The organism is Aeromonas sp. FDAARGOS 1407, assembly GCF_019048725.1.
GTDB lineage: Bacteria > Pseudomonadota > Gammaproteobacteria > Enterobacterales > Aeromonadaceae > Aeromonas > Aeromonas enteropelogenes.
Map to the genome: position 1 here is coordinate 3,570,321 of NZ_CP077399.1, position 19,122 is coordinate 3,589,442.

The 19,122-nt window shown below is 62.6% G+C and carries 8 protein-coding genes; 7 read left to right on the forward strand and 1 reads right to left on the reverse strand.

What is annotated here, in order from left to right; all coding sequences use genetic code 11:
• Positions 1 to 37 precede the first annotated feature (37 nt).
• The gene (locus I6L37_RS16860; RefSeq protein WP_216992447.1) at positions 38 to 10,702 is read right to left on the reverse strand and encodes a retention module-containing protein; all 10,665 of its coding nucleotides are present in this window, start codon (positions 10,700 to 10,702) and stop codon (positions 38 to 40) included.
• Between the two features lie 748 nt (positions 10,703 to 11,450).
• On the opposite strand from I6L37_RS16860, the gene nrfA reads away from it, so the two are divergent.
• The 7 genes from nrfA (at position 11,451) to nrfF (ending at position 19,060) form a co-directional block, all read left to right on the forward strand.
• Entirely contained in the window at positions 11,451 to 12,887 is a 1,437-nt protein-coding gene (gene nrfA / locus I6L37_RS16865; protein WP_216992448.1) for an ammonia-forming nitrite reductase cytochrome c552 subunit, read from the forward strand.
• Between the two features lie 51 nt (positions 12,888 to 12,938).
• On the forward strand, positions 12,939 to 13,550 hold the full coding sequence (gene nrfB, locus I6L37_RS16870; RefSeq protein ID WP_216992449.1) for a cytochrome c nitrite reductase pentaheme subunit: 612 nt from the start codon (positions 12,939 to 12,941) through the stop codon (positions 13,548 to 13,550).
• Positions 13,547 to 14,227 (forward strand): cytochrome c nitrite reductase Fe-S protein, encoded by a 681-nt coding sequence (gene nrfC / locus I6L37_RS16875; RefSeq protein ID WP_201977909.1) that lies wholly within the window; start codon positions 13,547 to 13,549, stop codon positions 14,225 to 14,227. Before nrfB ends, nrfC begins: the two co-directional genes overlap by 4 nt.
• Positions 14,224 to 15,180, forward strand: coding sequence for a cytochrome c nitrite reductase subunit NrfD (nrfD, locus tag I6L37_RS16880; RefSeq protein ID WP_216992450.1), 957 nt, complete (start codon positions 14,224 to 14,226; stop codon positions 15,178 to 15,180). Before nrfC ends, nrfD begins: the two co-directional genes overlap by 4 nt.
• 174 nt (positions 15,181 to 15,354) lie before the next feature.
• Positions 15,355 to 17,310, forward strand: a complete 1,956-nt coding sequence (nrfE, locus tag I6L37_RS16885; RefSeq protein ID WP_216992451.1) for a heme lyase NrfEFG subunit NrfE — start codon at positions 15,355 to 15,357, stop codon at positions 17,308 to 17,310.
• Positions 17,307 to 17,885, forward strand: coding sequence for a DsbE family thiol:disulfide interchange protein (locus I6L37_RS16890; RefSeq protein WP_216992452.1), 579 nt, complete (start codon positions 17,307 to 17,309; stop codon positions 17,883 to 17,885). The genes nrfE and I6L37_RS16890 overlap by 4 nt, the downstream gene beginning before the upstream one ends.
• Complete coding sequence (gene nrfF, locus I6L37_RS16895; protein ID WP_216992453.1) at positions 17,882 to 19,060, forward strand: heme lyase NrfEFG subunit NrfF; 1,179 nt, start codon at positions 17,882 to 17,884, stop codon at positions 19,058 to 19,060. The genes I6L37_RS16890 and nrfF overlap by 4 nt, the downstream gene beginning before the upstream one ends.
• Positions 19,061 to 19,122: the final 62 nt, after the last annotated feature.

Below are 19,122 nucleotides of genomic sequence, written 5' to 3' on the forward strand. Positions count from 1 at the left end.
CGGCACTTGCCGGCTCTTTTTATGGCAGCTCCCCCGCTCAGGGGTGCTGGGTGATCAGGCTATGGTTATCCAGCATGTTCTGCAGGATGTCGTGGGACGTTGTCCCCGTCAGGCCCCAGTTACCGAGATCCACATCCTTCAAGGTAATCTGCTGGGTTACCTGGCCATCCCCGGCCGGCGAGACCGAGAGATTCACATCGCTGAGGCCATTGCTGCCAGCCGTCACCGAGGCCGAGAGGTGGCCAAGCAGGCCATCGACACTGTTGCTGCTGACTCCGCTCAGCATGTCCGCCAGATCGATCCTGTCCCCCTCCTCCGGATGGAAGTCGGTGATGGTGTCGATGGCGGGCAGGCTGGCGCTCCCCTCATCCCCCTTCTGCCAGACGAAGAGATCACTGCCAGCCCCCCCGGTGAGGATGTCATTGCCCTGTCCACCCAGCAGGCGATCATCTCCGGAGGCACCGAACAACCAGTCCCCCTGAGCCGAGCCCAGCAGCTCATGGCCACTCTGGGTATGGATAGTGATGGTGTCGAGCTGGGTGCCAAGGGTGGTGCCACCCGCAGTGGACTCGGCGCTGACTCCCAGCACCTGATCCCCCGCCGTCAGGCCGCTCAGATAAAGCGGCACCGAGTGATCCCCGGGGATCAGCCAATCCCCCTGACCGTCGGCCTGACCGACCATCTGGCCCTGTTCATCCTGTACCTGGGCGCTGCCCAGGCCGCTGATGCGAATGGCGAGCTCGCCGTCGACCGGGTTTACCACGCTGGCGTTGAGGCCAAGGGGGATCACCGCTCCCTGCAGGGCGATGATCTCGTGGGCTCCCACGGTCAGGGTCGGCATATCCGGCTCTGCCGTCACCGTGATGGGGACCTGATCCGTGTCGCTCATGACGCCGCCAAGCCCGGTGTTGCCCTGATCCGAGGTGGTGATGGTGAGGTTGTCCTGCCCCCAGAAATCCGCCGCCGGCTCATAGTGCAGCTGGCTGTCGAGCAGCTGATTGATGTCGCTCAATGAGCCCACCAGGAGGATTTCGTTGCTGCCCGCCCCCTGCACCGAGACGGCGCCAGCCGCTCCCAGCAGGGTCAGGATGCCATGCTCGACCCGCAGCGTCATGGAGATGGGAGCGCTGCCCGCATCCACGTCCTTCACGCTGATGCCGGAGAGGGAGAGAGCGCCATCCTCTTTGACCGACAAACTGGCCGGCACCTGGTTGACCGGGGCATCGTTGACCGCCTGCACCTCGATGGGCAAGACATCGGTATCGCTCAGGGGCCCGCCACTGCCGGTGTTGCCAAGATCATCGGTGACCATGGTAAGCCGCTCCTGGCCATTGAAGTCTTGGATGCCTTGATAGGTCACACCACCACTGAGCAAGGCGTTAAGATCGGCCAGGGTGCCGGTCAGCACCAGGGAGCCGGTGCCATTGCCGACCACGGTCACGCCGCTGCCTGCCGGCAGGTTGAGGGTGCCGTGTTCGACCGAGAGTCGCACCTCGATAGGGCTGTTACCCGCATCCACATCCTTCACCTGCAGCCCCCGGATGACGAAGGGGGTATCCTCCTGCGCTACCTGGGGATCCGTCGGCAGCACATTGACCGGCGCATCGTTGACCGGACTGATATCCAGATGGATGTTGCCGCCCACCTCGGGGCCGAGGGCGCCGTTGTCCAGACTCTGGGCCGTCACCTTGAGATCCACAGCACCGTTGGCGTCGTTGGTCACCAGCTCCACCGCATCGAGCTTGCCGCCATCCGTGGTGATCTGCCAGACGCCGCCCCCGAGATCAACCACAGTGCCGGCGATCCCGTTTGGCAGACGCACCTCTGCACCGCCCGGTACCCCTTCGATGGTCACGCGGACCTGCTCCGGCCCGTTTTCGTGCACATTGCCAGCACTGCCACCGGTGGCCTGGCTATCCCGGGTCTCCAGCCCCAGGTTCAGGGTGATCACATCCCCTTCCGTGCCGCTCGCCTTGTCCTGAATATCGGCAACGATGGGATCCCCTACCGGGTTGACGGTGACGGTGAAGCTGCCGCTGGTTTCAAGGGGCAGAGTGAGCCCCTGATCCAGAGTAAAGGCGCTCAGGCTGAGATCCACGCTGCCGCTGAAATCCGCAGGCGGGATCAGGGTCACTTTGGCGAAATCCGTGCCTACCGGCACCTGCCAGACGCCGCCGCCATTGTTGACCGCGGGGGCCGAGAGGGTGAAGCCATCGGGCACCCCTTTTATCTGCAGCGCCACTATCTGCTCGGAGCCGTCGTTGTCCACCAGGGCGGCATCGAAACCTGCGAGGCTGACGCTGCCATCCTCATCACCTGTCACGTCGTGCACGGTGAGCGCCGCCGGATCATTGACCGGCTTGACCTCGAAATTCACTTGGCCACTCCAGCTGCCGTGATCCGTGCCCGTGGTGGCGGTATCGAGAATATCCACCGTCACCGCGAGCGGCACCTGACCGCTGAAGTGCTCTTTGGGCACAAACACCAGATCCTTGAGGCCGTTGGCATCCACCACCAGCGACTGGACGGGATTACCATTGCCATCGAGGAAGTGGCCGTACCTGGCATCGACGGTCACCGTCACCCGCTCCACCGTCTCGAGACCGCCATTGGTCACCGAAGGGCTGATATCGGCGAGTTTCACCGAGAGATCGAGGTGGATCTCGGTGTCTTCCAGATTGTCCGGCTGGCCGTCACCGTTCACATCCTTCACATCCAGCTGCAGGCTAGGCATGCCATCACGACCACCGTTGACGTCCACCTCGGGGGTGATGGAGAGCGACACGTCCTTCTCCACCACCTTGGTGTCGCCACTCACCGTATCCGTGTTGACCAACCGCACATTGAAATGCAGACCATCACCGGCGTAGTCCTCTGGCAGGGTCAGGGTCAGGCTGTCAAGATCGCTCAGGCCATTAGGTAATTTGATCAGATACTCGCCGTTGACAAAGTCAAAGGTGAGCCCCTGCACATTGACGCCGGCTGGCAAGCCGGTGATGACGATGCTGAGCTCGTCATCGCCGTTGTCCGTGTTGCCCAGGGTCGCCAGTTGCCTCAGCTGGGCGCCAAAATCGACGCTGTGGTCTTCGACACCCGTGATGGGTTTGGTGTTGTCAAAATCGATAGTCGCGGCCACCTGACTGCCGTTGCTCGCGACATGGAACTCGGCGCTGGCGTTGAGCTCCCGGTACACAGGCACACTGATATCCCCCTCGCCGTTGTCGCCAAGATCGATCACCCTGGCGCTGACCTTGAAGGTGACGGTACCGGTAAAGCCGTCCGGCGCATGCAGCGCATAGCTGCCAAGAGCACTGTTCGGCACTGTCCAGTTGCCCTTGCCATCGCTGATGCCTCCCACCACCACAAAGCCCGGCGGCAAGTCGCTGATGACCAGATAGTCGATGACCTCACTGCTGCTGGGATCGAGATCCTCGAAGGTGAACACATCCTTGAGCGGAATATCATGCCCGTCCTGGCTATCCAGCTGGCCGGTTTGTACCAGCTGGCCATCGGGCTCCACCACAGCCCGAATATCCACGTGCAGGGTGCCATCGATCACCTTCTGGGCGGTGGCACTGGAGTCCACATCATGCTGGGTGATGGTGACATGGCTCTGGATGCGGGTGTCCCTGTCGCTGTCTTCGGGAGCTTTGACCAACAGCTGGCCGCCATTGAGCAGGTTCTGCAGGTCGGCGTCGCTCAAGTCCACGGCGCCACCGTTCACGGTCAACTGGGTATCCACTCCCCCGACCCGGATCCAGATTTCATAACCGGGTTCGATGCCGGAAAGGCTGAGTCGAGTGACATGCTCGGCGCTGTCGCTCAGGTCGGGACGCCAGTCGAGCACCACAACCTCATCTTCCAGGCCATGGCTGGTCTTGGCATAGTCGCCGGCATCGATCTCGGGCTCCACCTTGATGGTGAGCGGCACATCGAAGCGCTTGTGATCCCCGTCGTTTTCGGTCACCACCACATGGCCGATAAGGTGTATATCGGCGGTGCTGTTGGGAGGCGGCTGGATCTGCAGATTGCCAAGGGATGACACATTCACCTGATAGAGGGGATTGCCCTGGCCATCAAGCCCGGCGAAAGTCAGGGTCAGTTCCTTGCCGCTGCCGTCAAATACCTTGGCCCCGGCCGGTAAGCCTTCCAGCACAAGATTGAGGCTCTCCGAGGTGTCGAGCGGCGTGTCAACCTTCTCCCCTGACTCCAGCCGAAAGTCGAGCGGCGCCCGGCCATCTTCCTTGATGGTGATGGTGTAGCCGTCGCCCTCCTGGGTCCAGTCCGTGGTATTGAGGTCAAAATGCGGTTTATCCACGACCCCGACCAGATCCACGTGCAGGCTCAGGCTACCGGTCTCCTTCTCGTTGACCACAGTATGAATCTGGCCGTTGTCATCGGTCAGGATGGCGGTATCCTTCACCACCCCCTTGATGGCCAGATCAAAATCGACGTTGCTGTTTTTCGGCGGCTGCAGCTTGAGTTCACCGATACGATCGTAGGGCACCTCGTAGTAGCCGTTGGCATCCAGGGTGACCGCCACCCCGCCGAGTAGCAGAGTGGCGCCGGCGGGCAGGCCGCTGATACGGACAAACAACTGCTCGGAGCCATCGATTGTGTCCCCCAGATGGCCGAGCACTATCTTGCTGCCAAGGTTGAGCAGGGTGTCTTCCTTACCCTGGATCTCGCGCACGGTCAGCTTGGCGTCATCGGCGAGCGGATTGACGTTGATCACCACCTCCAGCGGATCGCCGAGGGCCGTCTCCTTGCCGGTCACCACCGGGGTCTTCTCCGTGCTCACCGGAGTCACCACCAGCTTGATGTCACCGCTGTAGTCCTTACCGGGCACCACGGTCACCTTGTTGATGTCACCACCGGCCACCGTATAGAGGCCATTCGCCCCCGGAGTGAGCACTTTACCGTTCAGGGTCAGAGCCCCCTGGCCGGAGGCCCACTCGATCTGGTAGCTCAGGGTCTCGGAGCCATCGATGTCGGTGAGGTTGGCATGCACGTTGAGGGCAACGCCACTGCCATCCTCATTGATGCTGTAGTGCTTGTCGCTACTGCCATCCCATACCGGCTTGTCGGCAATGCCCTGTACCGTGATGTCCAGATTGCCGTTTAGCACCGAAGGCTTGCTCCCCTCCGTGACACCTACCTGCAACTTGACCGGGAAACTCAACGGACTGCCTCCGTTGTTGTAACTCGAATAGTCGTGGTTTGGCACGAAGGTGACACCGGTGAGCTGGAACTTGTCATCAGTGTTGGCCACCGCCACCATGGCCGCGGGCGGCACCTGATACCAGGTCTTGCCACCCTGGGTGATGGTGGTCAGTGCGACGCCGTTGAAATAGAAGGTGCCCTGGGCATTGGCTGGCGCCTGGATAAGCAACTGCTCCACATGCTCACCCCGATCGAAATCCCCCACATCCAGGTTCATGGTGATGGGGATACCCTGGCCCGGATCGCTCGCCCCAGCATCCTCCTGGCCGGTGACCGCACTCACGGTGAGCTTGCCAGCCTCGTCCTTGATGGTCAGGGTCAATACCCCATCATCGGTGTCCCCATCCCCATCCACCAGATGGAACGCTATCTGCTGCACCAGGGTACTGTTGCTGTGATCGATGCCGGATTTCGCAGTGAAGCTGTAGTTACCCTCAGCCTTGATCACCAGAGTACCGATGATTTGCCCCGTACTGTCGGTAACCGCAATGGTGGTGTTACCGCTGGCGGCGATGGGGTGTTCGGTGCCATTGATGGTCACCGATCTCACCACCGCATCGTCCGCCCCCTCACTGGCGGGTGCCAGCAGATCGCCGGTCACTTTCGCACCTTCATTCAGGGTCTTGCTCGCATCCACGGCCACGGGCACATCGTCCTGCACGCTCACATGGCCAATCACTTCGGCACTGAGGTCCCCGTCACTGTCCCGCGCCTGCAATGGCAGCTGGATATCCAGCAGATCCTTGCCCTGGACACTGTGATCCAGATTGCCAGTGAGCTCGAAGGTGTAGCGGCCGGACACATCCAGGGTCAGCTTGAAGATGAGCTTGCCTGCGCTGTCCTTGCCAAGATAGACACCCGGCTGGCTGTCTGCGCCCAGGGTGACCGCCTTGCCTCCCGACGTGAGGGTATTGAGGGCGTTGAAGCGGGCCACATCCAGTTGCAGGGAGGCAACCCTGTCACTCCCGACGGCGATCGTCACCTGGCCGATGGCAACCTCTCCCGTGCCTGACGGGCTGGTACCCCCATGCTGGCCACTCCCTCCGTTGAGATCCGACTCCTTGACGGTCACCCCCTCGATGGCGGTGATCACGGGGTCGGCCGCATCGGTGATCTCCGCCGTGGTGCTACCTGTGATCACGCTGCCATCGCTGTCGGTGACCTGTACCGGCAGGGTCAGATTGAGAGTGTCGCTCGCCTTGTGATCCAGGTTGGTATGGACCGTCACCTGATAAGCCAGGGTAGCCTCGGTATGGGCTTCGATGCGCCCCGGCACGCTCGGCAGGGTCACGCTCAGCACCAGGGTGCCGTCTGATGTAATCGCCTGGAAGGCGTGGCCGTTGCTGCCCGGCACTTCCTGCCAGGTGAGGGTCTCCCCGTTGTGGGTGACGGGATTGCCATCGGCATCCAGCACCTGGCCGGAGAGAGTCAGGCGCACATCCGTCACGGGATCGGAATCCGCCTTGATGGTGATCTTGCCAGTATCCTGCTGATCATCCGCGCTCGAGTTGACGCCATCAAAGCGTCCTTCTTCCAGAGTCACGCCGGTGAGCGTCAAGGTCGGCTTGCCCCCTTCCGCAATGGTGACGTTGAGGGTGCCCGTGGTGCTGTCGTTGTTGCCAGATCCCTTGTCGCTGTCAATGACATTGACCTTGAATGGCAGCTCGGTGGCGTTGCCAGCGCTCTGATGTACCCCTTCGAACAGGGTCACCTTGTAGTCGAAACCGTTGCTGGCGGCGTTGTCGAGCTTGCCGACAAGTTCCACCTGCAACACCTCGATGCGCTGACCAGCCACCTCCACATAACCCTTAAGGATCTGACTGCCCGGGATGGCAGGATCCCCATCCACCAGTTCGTATTTCACCGGCTGACCCAGGGCGGTCAGCGCCGGTTGTTCGGAAGGATCGGCAAACGACACCTCGCTAACCCGATCCGAACCGGCGCTGATCTGGAACTGGCCCGTGCCGGTGAGAGGGTTATGGCCGTCAAGGTTGCTCTCATCCAGACTGACACCGCTACCCGCAACAAAGGCGGGGGCGCCGCCATCCTTGATGACCAGTGGCAACTGGATAGAGGCCCGGTCCCCATCTTTATCCGCGAGCGTCACCGCCAGCGGCAGATCCAACGACTCGTTGCCCTGATGATCCAGCTCACCGCTCAGGGTGACTTTGCTGGTGACGCTCCAGTTGCCATTGCTCTCCACCAGATCGAGCTCGGCCCGCAATACCTCGCGACCGTCCGCACTGGTGCCCACCAGATCGCCGTTGGCATCCAGAGTGAAGGTGACTGGACTGCCGTGACTGCTGTACTTGCTATCCAGAGTGCTCTGGATCGCCGAGAGGTCGAACTTCAGGCTGCTCGCATCAAGCGCATCTGAGCCATGGCTTACGGTAAAGCTCATGGTGCTGACGGCGGCGGCCTCCCCTTGCGCCATCTCTGTGATGGCGGTGCCGGTCACGGCGCTGATCACCGGGTTGGCCCCGTCACCGATGGCGACGCTCAAGCTGGAAGAGACGGTATCACCGTCGCTGTCGAGCAGGGTAAACGCGGCTTTAAGCAGGCTATCTGCACTGCCCTGATCGAGCGGCTGATAAAGGGTGAAGCCATATTTGCCATCGTTGCCAAGAGTGAGCGTGAACACCAGCTGGCCATCCGGCGTGCGCCCTTCGATCAGGTGATCGGCCACCGTAACGGCGACGCTCTGCTTGCCGGAGGTCAACCCCTGCAGCCCGGGCTGGCTGGCATCGAAGGTGATGCTGCTGAGCGGATCGCTGCCCGCGGTGATATTGAGATCCCCCGAAAGGGTTTGGGCCGCGCTCCAGTCGCTGTCTTCCGTCAGGGTCAGGGAGACCGAATCGACCTGGGGCAGCACGCCATCCGTGATATGGATATTGAGGGTGCCGAGGTTGCTCCTGTCCCCGTCAAAGTCGGTGCCCTGCACCTGCAATCCCAGGTTGACGCTATTGGTACCCACAGGCTGATCCAGCACGCCATCGAGCCGGAGATGGTACTTGCCATCGAGATCCAGGGTAACGGTCAATATGCTCTTGCCCCCCGCATCCAGCAGGGTAATAACGTTGCCGCTCACCTGGTAACTGGTCGGCTTGCCGCCGCTGGTGAGGCCGTCGAGCCTGGGTTGGCTTGCCTCGAAGTTAAGGGAGACCAGGCGATCGCTGCCCACAGTGACCGGCAGCTGACCATCCAGGGTCTGACCTGCCGACCCCTCTTGCAGCGTCACACCACTGTCGATGCCTAGACTCGGGTCGACACCGTCGTTGACGGTCACTACCAGATCGGCGCGGGTCTCGTCCCCATCTATCTCTTTGGCCGACACGCTAAGCCCCAATGAGAGCGCATCGCTCCCCTGATGATCCAGCGGGCCGGTGAGGGTGACGGTCACAGTGCCATCGACATCGCTGCCGAACTGGCTGGCGCTCAGCCCGGCCTTGAGCACCTCGACCCGCTTGCCATTGCCATCCAGGTAGTAGCCGGTCAGCAGGCGATCCCCGGAAAATTCGAAGGTGAGTGCATGGCCGTCGCTGCTCATGCCGCTGCCATTGAGGCGCGTCAGGGTATCGCCCTGATCGGCGAAGATGACGGAGTCCGCCAGCAGGGGATCGGCCTGGTGACCAACCACAAAGTGGCTCTGCCCCACCACGGCCCCGGCGTCGGTAAAGGCATCCTCGGTCAGGGTGATGGATGGCAGGGTAAAATCGGGGGGCGTGCTGTCCACCAGATTGACGTTTAGGGTAGCTCGAACCAGATCCCCGTCGCTGTCGCGATACTCGAGGTTGAAAGGCAGACTCAGGTTGTCCTGGCCGTGATCCAGGCTCTGGTTCCAGACGATGCGATAGCTGCCGTCATTGGCCAGGGTCAGGGTAAAGACGGTGACCCCGGCAGCACTGGCCGTGAGGGTCTGGCCGCTGGTCTGATAGCTCAGGGGTGAGCCATGGCTGCTGAGGCCCAGTCCCTCAAGGGCGCTCTGATCGACGGCAAACCCGACCTGCAGGTTGCCATCCAGGCCGGCACCGGTATGCAGGGAGCCGGTGGCACTGACGGGCCCCTTGGCCAGATCCGCCTCGGCAAGAGTCAGGGTATCGCTCTGCCCGATAAGGGGAGCGCCGTCGATCACCCGATTGCCCGCCAGATCGGTCACCTCGGCGCGCACCTCATAGGGTCCGGTAATGCCGGAGAGATCCAGACCCGCGAGTTGCCAGCGGCCATCACTGCCCACCAGAGCGCTACCGCTCAAAAGCGTCTCCCCATTCTGGCCGATGAGGGTGATGGTGACGCTTTGACCGGCTTCCACTTCCGTGGTCGTCCCGCTCAGGGTGACACCGCCCTGACCCAGAATAAGAGCCGTGTCGAGATCGTCGATATCAATGCCGGCCCGGGTGTCGACGGTCACGGTCAGGGTATCGCTGGCACGGTTGCCGGCGATGTCCACCGCATTGACCTCAAAGGCATGATCGCCATCGGCCAGGGTATTGGGGAGCTGGTACTGCCAGTTGCCCGCCGCATCTACTGTCAGCACGGTGAGTACATTGCCGCCAAGGGAGAGGGTCACGGTAGCGCCGGGCTCCCCCTTGCCTTGCAACAGTGGCGTATTGTCGCGGGTCAGATCGTCGGTCTGGCTGGCGCCCGTGTCACTCTCGTCCGCCAGATCCAGGGTAATGGTGGTGATGGTATCGAGCAGAGTCTGGCCGAGATCGCTGGCACGGTTGCCCGATACATCCTGGGTGTCCGCCTGTATGGTGAGCGGGCCATCCACCAGCTTGCCGGTCAGATCGCCAAAGTTGGCCTCCCAAACCAACCCGGGCAGCACAACCGTGGTCACCGTCAGCGAGTTGCCCGCCTGATCAGTCAGGGTCACGGTCACCGGCTGGCCGACCTCTACGTCGTCCACCGTACCGCGGATGATGACCCCGGTCGCCTCGGCGCCGTTGATGATGTTGTCGTCGGTCTGGGGTTCTGTGATGGTGATGGCCGCAAATAAATCGCGCGCCTCGGAAAAAAGCAGCTCATCGGTCGCAACCCAGGCCCCATGATCCGTATCGAACCCGGCCTCGGCCAGGGTGGCATCATTGGTGCGATCGACGATGACGAAGCCACCCTGGCTGGAGCCGGCAACCCCGCCGGCATTGCCAGCCCCCGCGGCGGCATTGCCCGCAGCCGTCTCCTGGAACTGCTGGGTCGGGTCGATCCCCTGACGAATGGCCTCTTGCAACGAAGCGAGATCCGGATCCAGCGGCTGCTCGTTGCCGTTGACTGCGGCGGCACTGGCCTGTGCCTCAGGCTCTGCTGGCACTTCGGGGTCGGCCATCTCGACCTGCGCCCCTTGCGCCGTTTGCAGGCGATCACCGGGAACCAGCGCCATCCCGGCCTTGGCTGGTGTGACAGAACCATCTGCACTGATGACAAACGCGGGGCCCTCGACTCGAGCGATCACCGTGGATTTTTCAATTTGCAACTCTGCCATACCACCTCCGGCAAGAATGGAATCAAGCACACGGGTGTCAACAGGGTGCTCATCTGGTGAGCGATCATAAAGCAATCGCCATCACGCTTCTTTTCACTATTTTCGACATAAACCCCTAAAAAATGGCCGTTACTTACTATGTTGTGCATATGAGGGACCTTGAACTGTCACGCAGGCCTCAAATGGCACGTCTTACGCACCATTACTGACTGAACTGTTCATTGCCATGCGATCATATTTGTCGTCAGATAGGCCAGATTCCAGGCGTCCAATGCTTGAAGATAGTGCTGTTTCAACCCGTCTCCACCATGGTCAATTTGGGTCTCTCCTACCTAAAAATGAATAAATAAGCCATAAGCGGAGATTGGCGCTCCAACCAGGTATGATTGTCAAAGCCACATTGGAGTCGTGTGACTCAGAAAACGAGTGCCCCTGATCGGCCCTTGGGCCTTCACCACCAGAGCGGGTAACCCCCTGACAAGCCATGGTGTTTCCAGCAAAAATTTAACCGAGATCTCATTTCGACCGATTGCCTCCCGCGACGATTGATCTAGCGCAAACCCACTCCCGATAAATCATCATTGCTTATACCTATTTGGTAATGTATTCGGCGAGCAATCGCATAAAAAATCGGTTTATTCACCGTCAACAAGAGATTGGTCTGCCCACTCCCGCGCCCTGCGGGTGTTGATGTCCACGCAACAAGATGGAACGGGTCAGACCGCACCAAGACATTTATCTGGGAGTGATGATCGTGGGTTCACATAACAAACAAACCAGGCTGGGGCTCGCTGCCCTGCTACTGACCGGTCTGCTTGGCAGCAGCTGGGCTCAGGCCGAAGAGAGCACCAAGGGCAAGATAGAGGCACGCAACGAACTGTTTGCCAAGGATCACGCCGATCAGTTCAGCAGCTGGAAAGCCACCAGCGACAGCAAGGAGCGCAGCGACGCCCTGGCCGAGGATCCCAACATGGTGGTGCTCTGGGCCGGCTACGCCTTTGCCAAGGATTACAACAAGCCCCGCGGTCACTTCTATGCCCTGACCGACGTGCGCGAGACCCTGCGCACCGGCGCACCGAAAACCGCCGAAGATGGCCCCCTGCCCATGGCTTGCTGGAGCTGCAAGAGCCCGGACGTGGCCCGGGTGATCGACGAGCAAGGCGAGGATGGTTACTTCAAGGGGATGTGGGCCAAGGGCGGCCCGGAGATCGTCAACACCATCGGCTGCGCCGACTGCCATGACACCGCCTCGAAAGAGTTCAAGGAGGGCAAGCCTGCCCTGCACCTCTCCCGCCCCTATGCCGATCGGGCCATGACCGCCATCGGCAAGCCGTTCAAGGAGCAGGGTCGCTTCGATCAGCAGTCCCAGGTGTGCGGTCAGTGCCACGTGGAGTACTACTTCACCGGCCCCACCAAGGCGGTGAAATTCCCCTGGGATGATGGTACCTCGGTCGAGCAGATGGAGGCCTACTACGACGAACTGGGCTTCTCCGACTGGACCCACGCCGTCTCCAGGACCCCCATGCTCAAAGCCCAGCACCCAGAGTACGAAACCTGGCGCGCCGGCATTCACGGCCAGAACAATGTGGCCTGCGTCGACTGCCACATGCCCAAAGTGCAAAACGAACAGGGCAAGGTCTACACGGATCACAAGATTGGCAACCCGTTTGATCGCTTCGAGCAGACCTGCCGCAACTGCCACACCCAGAGCAAGGAGATGCTGCAAGGCATCGTCAAGCAGCGCAAAGACGCCGTTGTCGAGACCAAGCTCAAGGTCGAGAAGCAGCTGGTGCGCGCCCACTTTGAAGCCAAGGCCGCCTGGGATGCCGGCGCGACCGACGCCGAGATGAAAGATATCCTGCAAGACATCCGTCACGCCCAGTGGCGCTGGGACTATGCCATCGCCTCCCACGGGGTACAGATGCATGCCCCGGAAGTGGCCCTCAAGGTCCTGGGCAGTGCCCTCGACAAGGCCGCCGACGCCCGCACCAAGCTGGCACGCCTGCTGGCCGCCAAGGGGATCAGCCAGGAGATCGCCATTCCTGACATCTCCACCAAGGAGAAGGCCCAGGCCGCCCTTGGCATGGACATGAAGCAGTTCAACAGCGACAAGGCCCAGTTCCTCAAGACCACTGTTCCCGCCTGGGATGCCGAGGCCAAAGCGGCCGGCCGGCTGGCACAGTAACCGATGCCTGCGGGCCCGCCGGTCGGGCCCGCAGCAGGATGGAGGCTTCATATGGGTGATTTGACGATGGATTTCTTACGACTGATGCTGATGGCGGCCATGCTGCTGACCAGCGTACAGGGCCAGGCCGCCGAGCAGACAACCGCTCCTGCCGCCGTGCCCTCCACCCACGAGGTGGAATTCTTGCGCAGCGCCGACAAGGCCTGTACCGACTGCCACAAGGATCAGGACGACGTCATGCACGGCAAGCATGGCAAGGCGACCAATCCCAACAACCTCAAACCGGTGACCTGCACCAACTGTCACGGCCAGCCCTCGCCCAAACACAGGGAAGGGGTCAAGGATGTGATGCGCTTTAGCAACAGCTTTAGCGACAAGAAGAGCACCGAGGCGTACCCCATCGTGGAGCAAAACAGCGTCTGCATGAGCTGCCACGAACCCAAACCCCTGCGCGAGGCACTCTGGGCCCACGACGTGCACGCCACCAAGCTCACCTGCACCAGCTGCCACGCCCTGCACCCGGCCAAGGAGCCCATGGTGGGGATCCCGGAAAAATCCCGCATCAAGCTCTGCGTCGACTGCCACAGCAAACAGCATGAGGCGGCCAAGGCCAAGGTCGAGGCAAACCAGGCCAAGGTGGCCCCGGGCAAGGAGGCATCATGAGCTGCTCTCGCCGTCAATTCATGGCGGGGATGAGCGCCGGGGCCCTCATCATGATGACGGGGCCGACCCGCTCGCTCGCCAGCTCCCTCGCCCACACCCAGACCATCGACGGGGTGCGCTACGGCATGCTGCATGACGAGCAGGCCTGCATCGGCTGCACCGCCTGCATGGACGCCTGTCGGGAAGTGAACCAGGTGCCGGAGGGGGTCTCGCGCCTCGAGATCATCCGCTCCGGCCCCGTCGGCGAGTATCCCGACGCCGAGTACCACTTCTTTCGCAAGTCCTGCCAGCACTGCGACAACGCCCCTTGCGTCCACGTCTGCCCGACTGGCGCCTCCCATATCCGTATGGAGGATGGCATCGTCGATGTAAACCCGGATCTGTGCGTCGGTTGCATGTATTGCCTGGCCGCCTGTCCCTATCAGGTGCGCTTCATCAACCCGGTCACCCGGGTCGCCGACAAGTGCGACTTTTGCCGCAAGACCAACCTGGCCCAGGGCAAGGAGCCGGCCTGCGTGGAATCCTGCCCCACCAAGGCGCTGGTGTTTGGCAACCTGGATGATCCCAACAGCCCGCTCTCCCAACGGCTGGTGAAGGAGACCACCTATCGCTACAAGCAGGCGCTCGGCACCTCGCCCAAGATGTACCGCGTGCCCAAAGGGGAGATAAAGTCATGACGATGCAAGAGGCATTTCACTTCCCCTCTCTCGTTTGGAACTGGCCGATCGCCATCTACCTGTTCCTGCTCGGCATCTCCGCCGGGGCCGCCACCCTGGCTGTGCTGCTGCGCCGCAAGGGGGCTGGCAGCGAGAGTGGTATCATCAAGGCGACCGCCATCCTGGCACCCTCGAGCGTGATCCTGGGCTTGTTGATCCTTATCTTCCACCTGGCTCGTCCCTGGACCTTCTGGAAGCTGATGTTCCACTACCAGTTCGACTCCGTGATGTCGATGGGGGTCATGCTGTTCCAGCTCTATATGGCAGTGCTGTTCGCCTGGCTGGCGGTGGTGTTCAGAAGCGAGATCGAGGGGCTGCGCGTCCGCTTTTTCAAAGAGAAGTTCGCCTTTGTGGATGGCCTGATCGCCTGGCTCGCCCGCCTTGAGCGGCTGCTGGCCCCCGTCTTGCTGCTGCTGGCGGTGCTGCTCGGAGCCTATACCGGCTTCCTGCTCTCGGCGCTCAAGACCTATCCGCTGCTGAACAACCCGGTATTGCCGGTGCTGTTTCTGGTCTCGGGCATCAGCTCGGGCATCGCCTCTACCATCTTGCTGGCGGTGACCCTGTTCAAGGAGAACCACCACAGCCAGGGGGTCAGCTTCGTGCACCGCTTCGAGCGCCCTATGCTGGCGGTAGAGATCCTGCTGCTGGTCTGCTTCTTTACCGGCCTCTACTTCGGTGGCGGCCAGAAAGAGGTGGCCATGTGGGCCGCCATCGGCAGCGGTTTCTGGGCCCAGGTGTTCTGGGTAGGGGTGGTGGGTATCGGCATGGTGTTGCCCCAGCTGATCGCCTTCCTGACCCCGGCTCCCCTGCGAGAGAAGAGCGGCCATCTGGTGCTGGTGTGCAGCCTGACCCTGGTGGGGATCCTGCTGCTGCGCTACTTCGTGCTTTATGCCGGCCAGATGACGGTTGTTTAAAGGTATGATCACCAGCGCCAGCCGCCCCTCGGGCGACTGGCGCTGGTTTGTTGTTGGCCCAATGGATTTCTGGTGATGCCACACCCGCTGCCTGCCGAGCCCCCGCCAAACGGGAGACGACGCGGCGTGTGTGCCATGACATGAATGACATCGAAGAGTGAACCTGGAGGTTGTGTGCTGGCGGAGTTCGGCTATCTCTCACTGTTGCTGGCAACCCTGCTCTCCCTGATGCAGGGGTTACTGCCCTGGCTCGGGCTGCGGCTCGCCTCCCCCCCCTTGCTCGGCTGTGCCAGGCCATTGGCACTGCTCAATGCCGCCCTGCTTGGCGCTTCCCTGGTGCTGCTCGGGATCTGCTTTGCCCAGAATGACTTCACCCTGACCTATGTGGCCCAGCACGCCAACAGCGCCCTGCCCCTGGGCTACAAGATAGCGGCGGTATGGGGCGGCCACGAGGGCTCCATGCTCTTCTTCGTCTTCGCGCTGGCCCTGTGGGGGGCGCTGGTAGCGCTGTGCTCCAGGCGGGTCGACCCGCTGATCCTGGTGCGGGTACTGGCCATTATGGGACTGATTGTGGGAGGCTTTGCCCTCTACACCCTGGTTTTCTCCAGCCCCTTCGATCGGATTTTTCCGGGGCCGCAGGAGGGGCGCGACCTCAACCCCATGCTGCAGGATATCGGCCTGATCCTGCACCCGCCGCTGCTCTATCTGGGTTACGTCGGTTTTGCGGTCAACTTCGCTTTTGCCATGGCGGCGCTGCACTCGGGCCGGCTCGACGGGGCCGTGGCCCACTGGAGCCGCCCCTGGGCGCTCGGCTCCTGGGTGTTTCTCACCGCCGGTATCGTGCTCGGCTCCTGGTGGGCCTACTACGAGCTCGGCTGGGGCGGCTGGTGGTTCTGGGATCCGGTGGAAAACGCCTCCCTGCTGCCCTGGCTGCTCGGCACAGCCCTCTTGCACGCCCTGGTGGTATGCGAGAAGCGCGGCGCCTACGGTCACGCCGTGCTGCTGCTCTCCATTTTCACCTTCTCCCTGAGCCTGCTCGGCACCTTCGTGGTGCGCTCCGGCGTGCTCACCTCGGTGCACGCCTTTGCGGTGGATCCGGATCGCGGCCTCACCCTGCTGCTGCTGCTCGGCCTGCTGCTCACAACAGCGTTGACCCTGTTTGCCCTGCGGGCCGACACCCGCGCCCCCTACGCCCGCTTCGGCTTACTGTCCAAGGAGGGGCTGCTCGGCGCCGCCATCCTGCTGCTCTGTGTGGCCTGTGCCAGCGTGCTGCTCGGCACCTTCTACCCCATGGTGTTCAAGTCCCTCCATCTGGGAGCCCTCTCGGTGGGCGCTCCCTACTTCAACACCATCTTCGTGCCGCTGGCCCTGCTGCTGATGGCCTTGATGACCCAGCTGCCGCGCCTGCGCTGGCAGGGCTTGAGTAATGACACCCGCCTTACCCGCTGGCTGCCGCCGCTCTTCGGCCTGCTGGGCGGGGGGCTTTTGACTCTCGCCTATCGGGAGTTCGGCCCCTTGCGCTGGATGGGACTGGTCGCCAACGTGCTGAGCCTCTGGCTGGTGGCCAGCCTGCTGATGAACTTCTCGTTCAGACAAGGGAATGGAAGGGCCAGTCGGCTGGGTAGTCTGCTCGCCCACCTCGGGGTGGCGGTGTGCGCCCTCGGCATCGCTCAGGTAAGCCACTACAGCCAGGAGGGTGGCACTGTGCTCGAGGCAGGCAAGCCCTACCGGCTCGGTGCCTATGAGTTTCGCTATGAGGGAAGCGAGCCGCTGCTCGGCCCCAACTACACCGCCGAGCGCATCACCCTGAGCGTGCACAGGGGGGGGCAGGAGGTGGCCCGCCTGATGCCGGAGCGGCGCCACTACAGCGTGCGCACCATGAACATGAACGAGCCCGGCATCGCGTGGGGGCTGTTTGGCGATCTCTATGTGGTGCTTGGCGAGAAGATGGGGCCACACGCCTACGCCATGCGCCTGCACTACAAGCCGCTGGTGCGCTGGATCTGGCTGGGGGGCATGCTGATGATGGCGGGTGGCGCACTGCGCCTGCTTGCCCGCCGTCCCCTGCTGGCCTCCTGCCCGGCGGCGGCCACCTCGCCTCGCCCCCGTCTCGAACAGGAGTCCCTATGAGATCCCGCCTGCGCCTCTTTCTGCCCCTGATCCTGACCCTGGGCCTCGGCGCCCTGCTCCTGCTCGGCCTTGGCAACAACCCCTACAGCCAGGATGAGGCTACCCTGGGCCGCACCCTGCCGGCCTGGCAGAGTGAGAGCTTGCTGGGAGGGGCGGCCATTGACACCGCCAGCCTGAAAGGGGAGCCCTTTGTGCTCAATGTCTGGGCCAGCTGGTGCCCCAACTGCCGCGCCGAGCATCCGTTGCTGGGCGAGCTGGCACGTGCAGTGCCCCTCTATGGCCTCAACTATCGGGACAAGGGGGATGCGGCCCGTGCCTGGCTGATGGAGGCAGGCAACCCCTATCGCGCCGTGCTGGCCGACCCGGACGGCAAACTTGCCCTGGAGCTCGGCGTCTATGGTACGCCGGAGACCTATCTGTTCGATGCCGACGGCACCCTGCTCACCCGCCACACGGGTCTGCTTACCCAGGAGATCTGGCAGCGCCAGTTTGTGCCCCTGCTCGACCAGGCCCGCGCCAACGCGCAAATAAAGGCTGCCAGTACGGCCTCATCGACTCGGGAGACACAGTCATGATGTGCCGTCCTCTTGCCGCTGCCCTGCTGCTCCTCGGCATGTGCCTGAGTGCGAGCTCGTTTGCCAGCGGGGTCGATACCTATGAGTTTCGCCACCCCGAGCGGCAGACCCGCGCCCAGGATCTCGCCCGCGCCCTGCGCTGCCCCCAGTGCCAAAACCAGAACCTGGTGGAGTCCAACTCCCCCATCGCGCGGGATCTGCGCCTCGAAGTCTACCGCTGGGTCGACGAGGGGCAGAGCGATGAAGAGGTGATCGCCCGCATGACCAGTCGATTTGGCGACTTCGTGCGCTACGATCCCCCCTTCAAGGCCAGCACGGCGCTGCTGTGGGGCGGTCCTGCCCTGCTGCTGGGGCTAGCACTGCTGACGCTCGGCCGCCGCCTGAGGATCAAGGGGGCTCAAGCCATTGCCATTGAGGGCGACACAGGCCGCGCCGGTGTCGATCATCGCGGTGCGCTGAACCGCCGGATCATGGCCGAGCAGCAAGCCGGGCTCTCCCCCAATCTTCCCCTCTATCGGGAACTGACCGCCGCCAATCTGGCCAATGCCACCCCGGTCCCCGAGCAGGCGCTCAGGGCCCGGCTGGCCCTGGCCCCCAGAGCCCACCATGCCCGCTACGTCTGGCTGCTGGGCGCTCTGCTGCTGGCAGGGCTCGCAAGCTTTTACGCCAGCACAGGCCGCTATCAGGCGTGGCAAGCGCATCAGTCGCGCCCCGATCCCCTGGCGGGCCTGAGCCCCCGGGATCTGCAGGACAAGGAGCTGGGGGATCTGCATCAGAAGCTGCAGACCAATCCCGCCGATCTCGACAGCTGGGCGGCGCTCGGCCAGCTCTATCTCTATCGGGATGAATACGACAATGCCTGGCTTGCCTACCAACGTTTGGCGCTGCTCGAAGGGGGGGCCAGCGCCGCCACCCTGGCCGCCCAGGCGACGGTGCGCTACTACCAGGCGGGCCAGCAGCTCACGCCCGAGGCCCGCCGCCTGCTCGATGCCGCGCTTGAGCTCGACAAGGGGGAAGTGAGTGCCCTGATGCTGCTCGCCTCCGATCACTTCCTGCACGCCCGCTACCGCGAAGCCATCGCCCTGTGGCAACAACTGCTGGATGAAGAGCGCCCCCGCATCAACCGCGCCGCCCTTATTCAGGCCATTCAGACCGCGAGGATGATGGGGGGATAACCGCCAGATTGGGGGTGCGACCAGAGATAAACCGCCATCCTGTGGCCACCTCATCGTCCCCT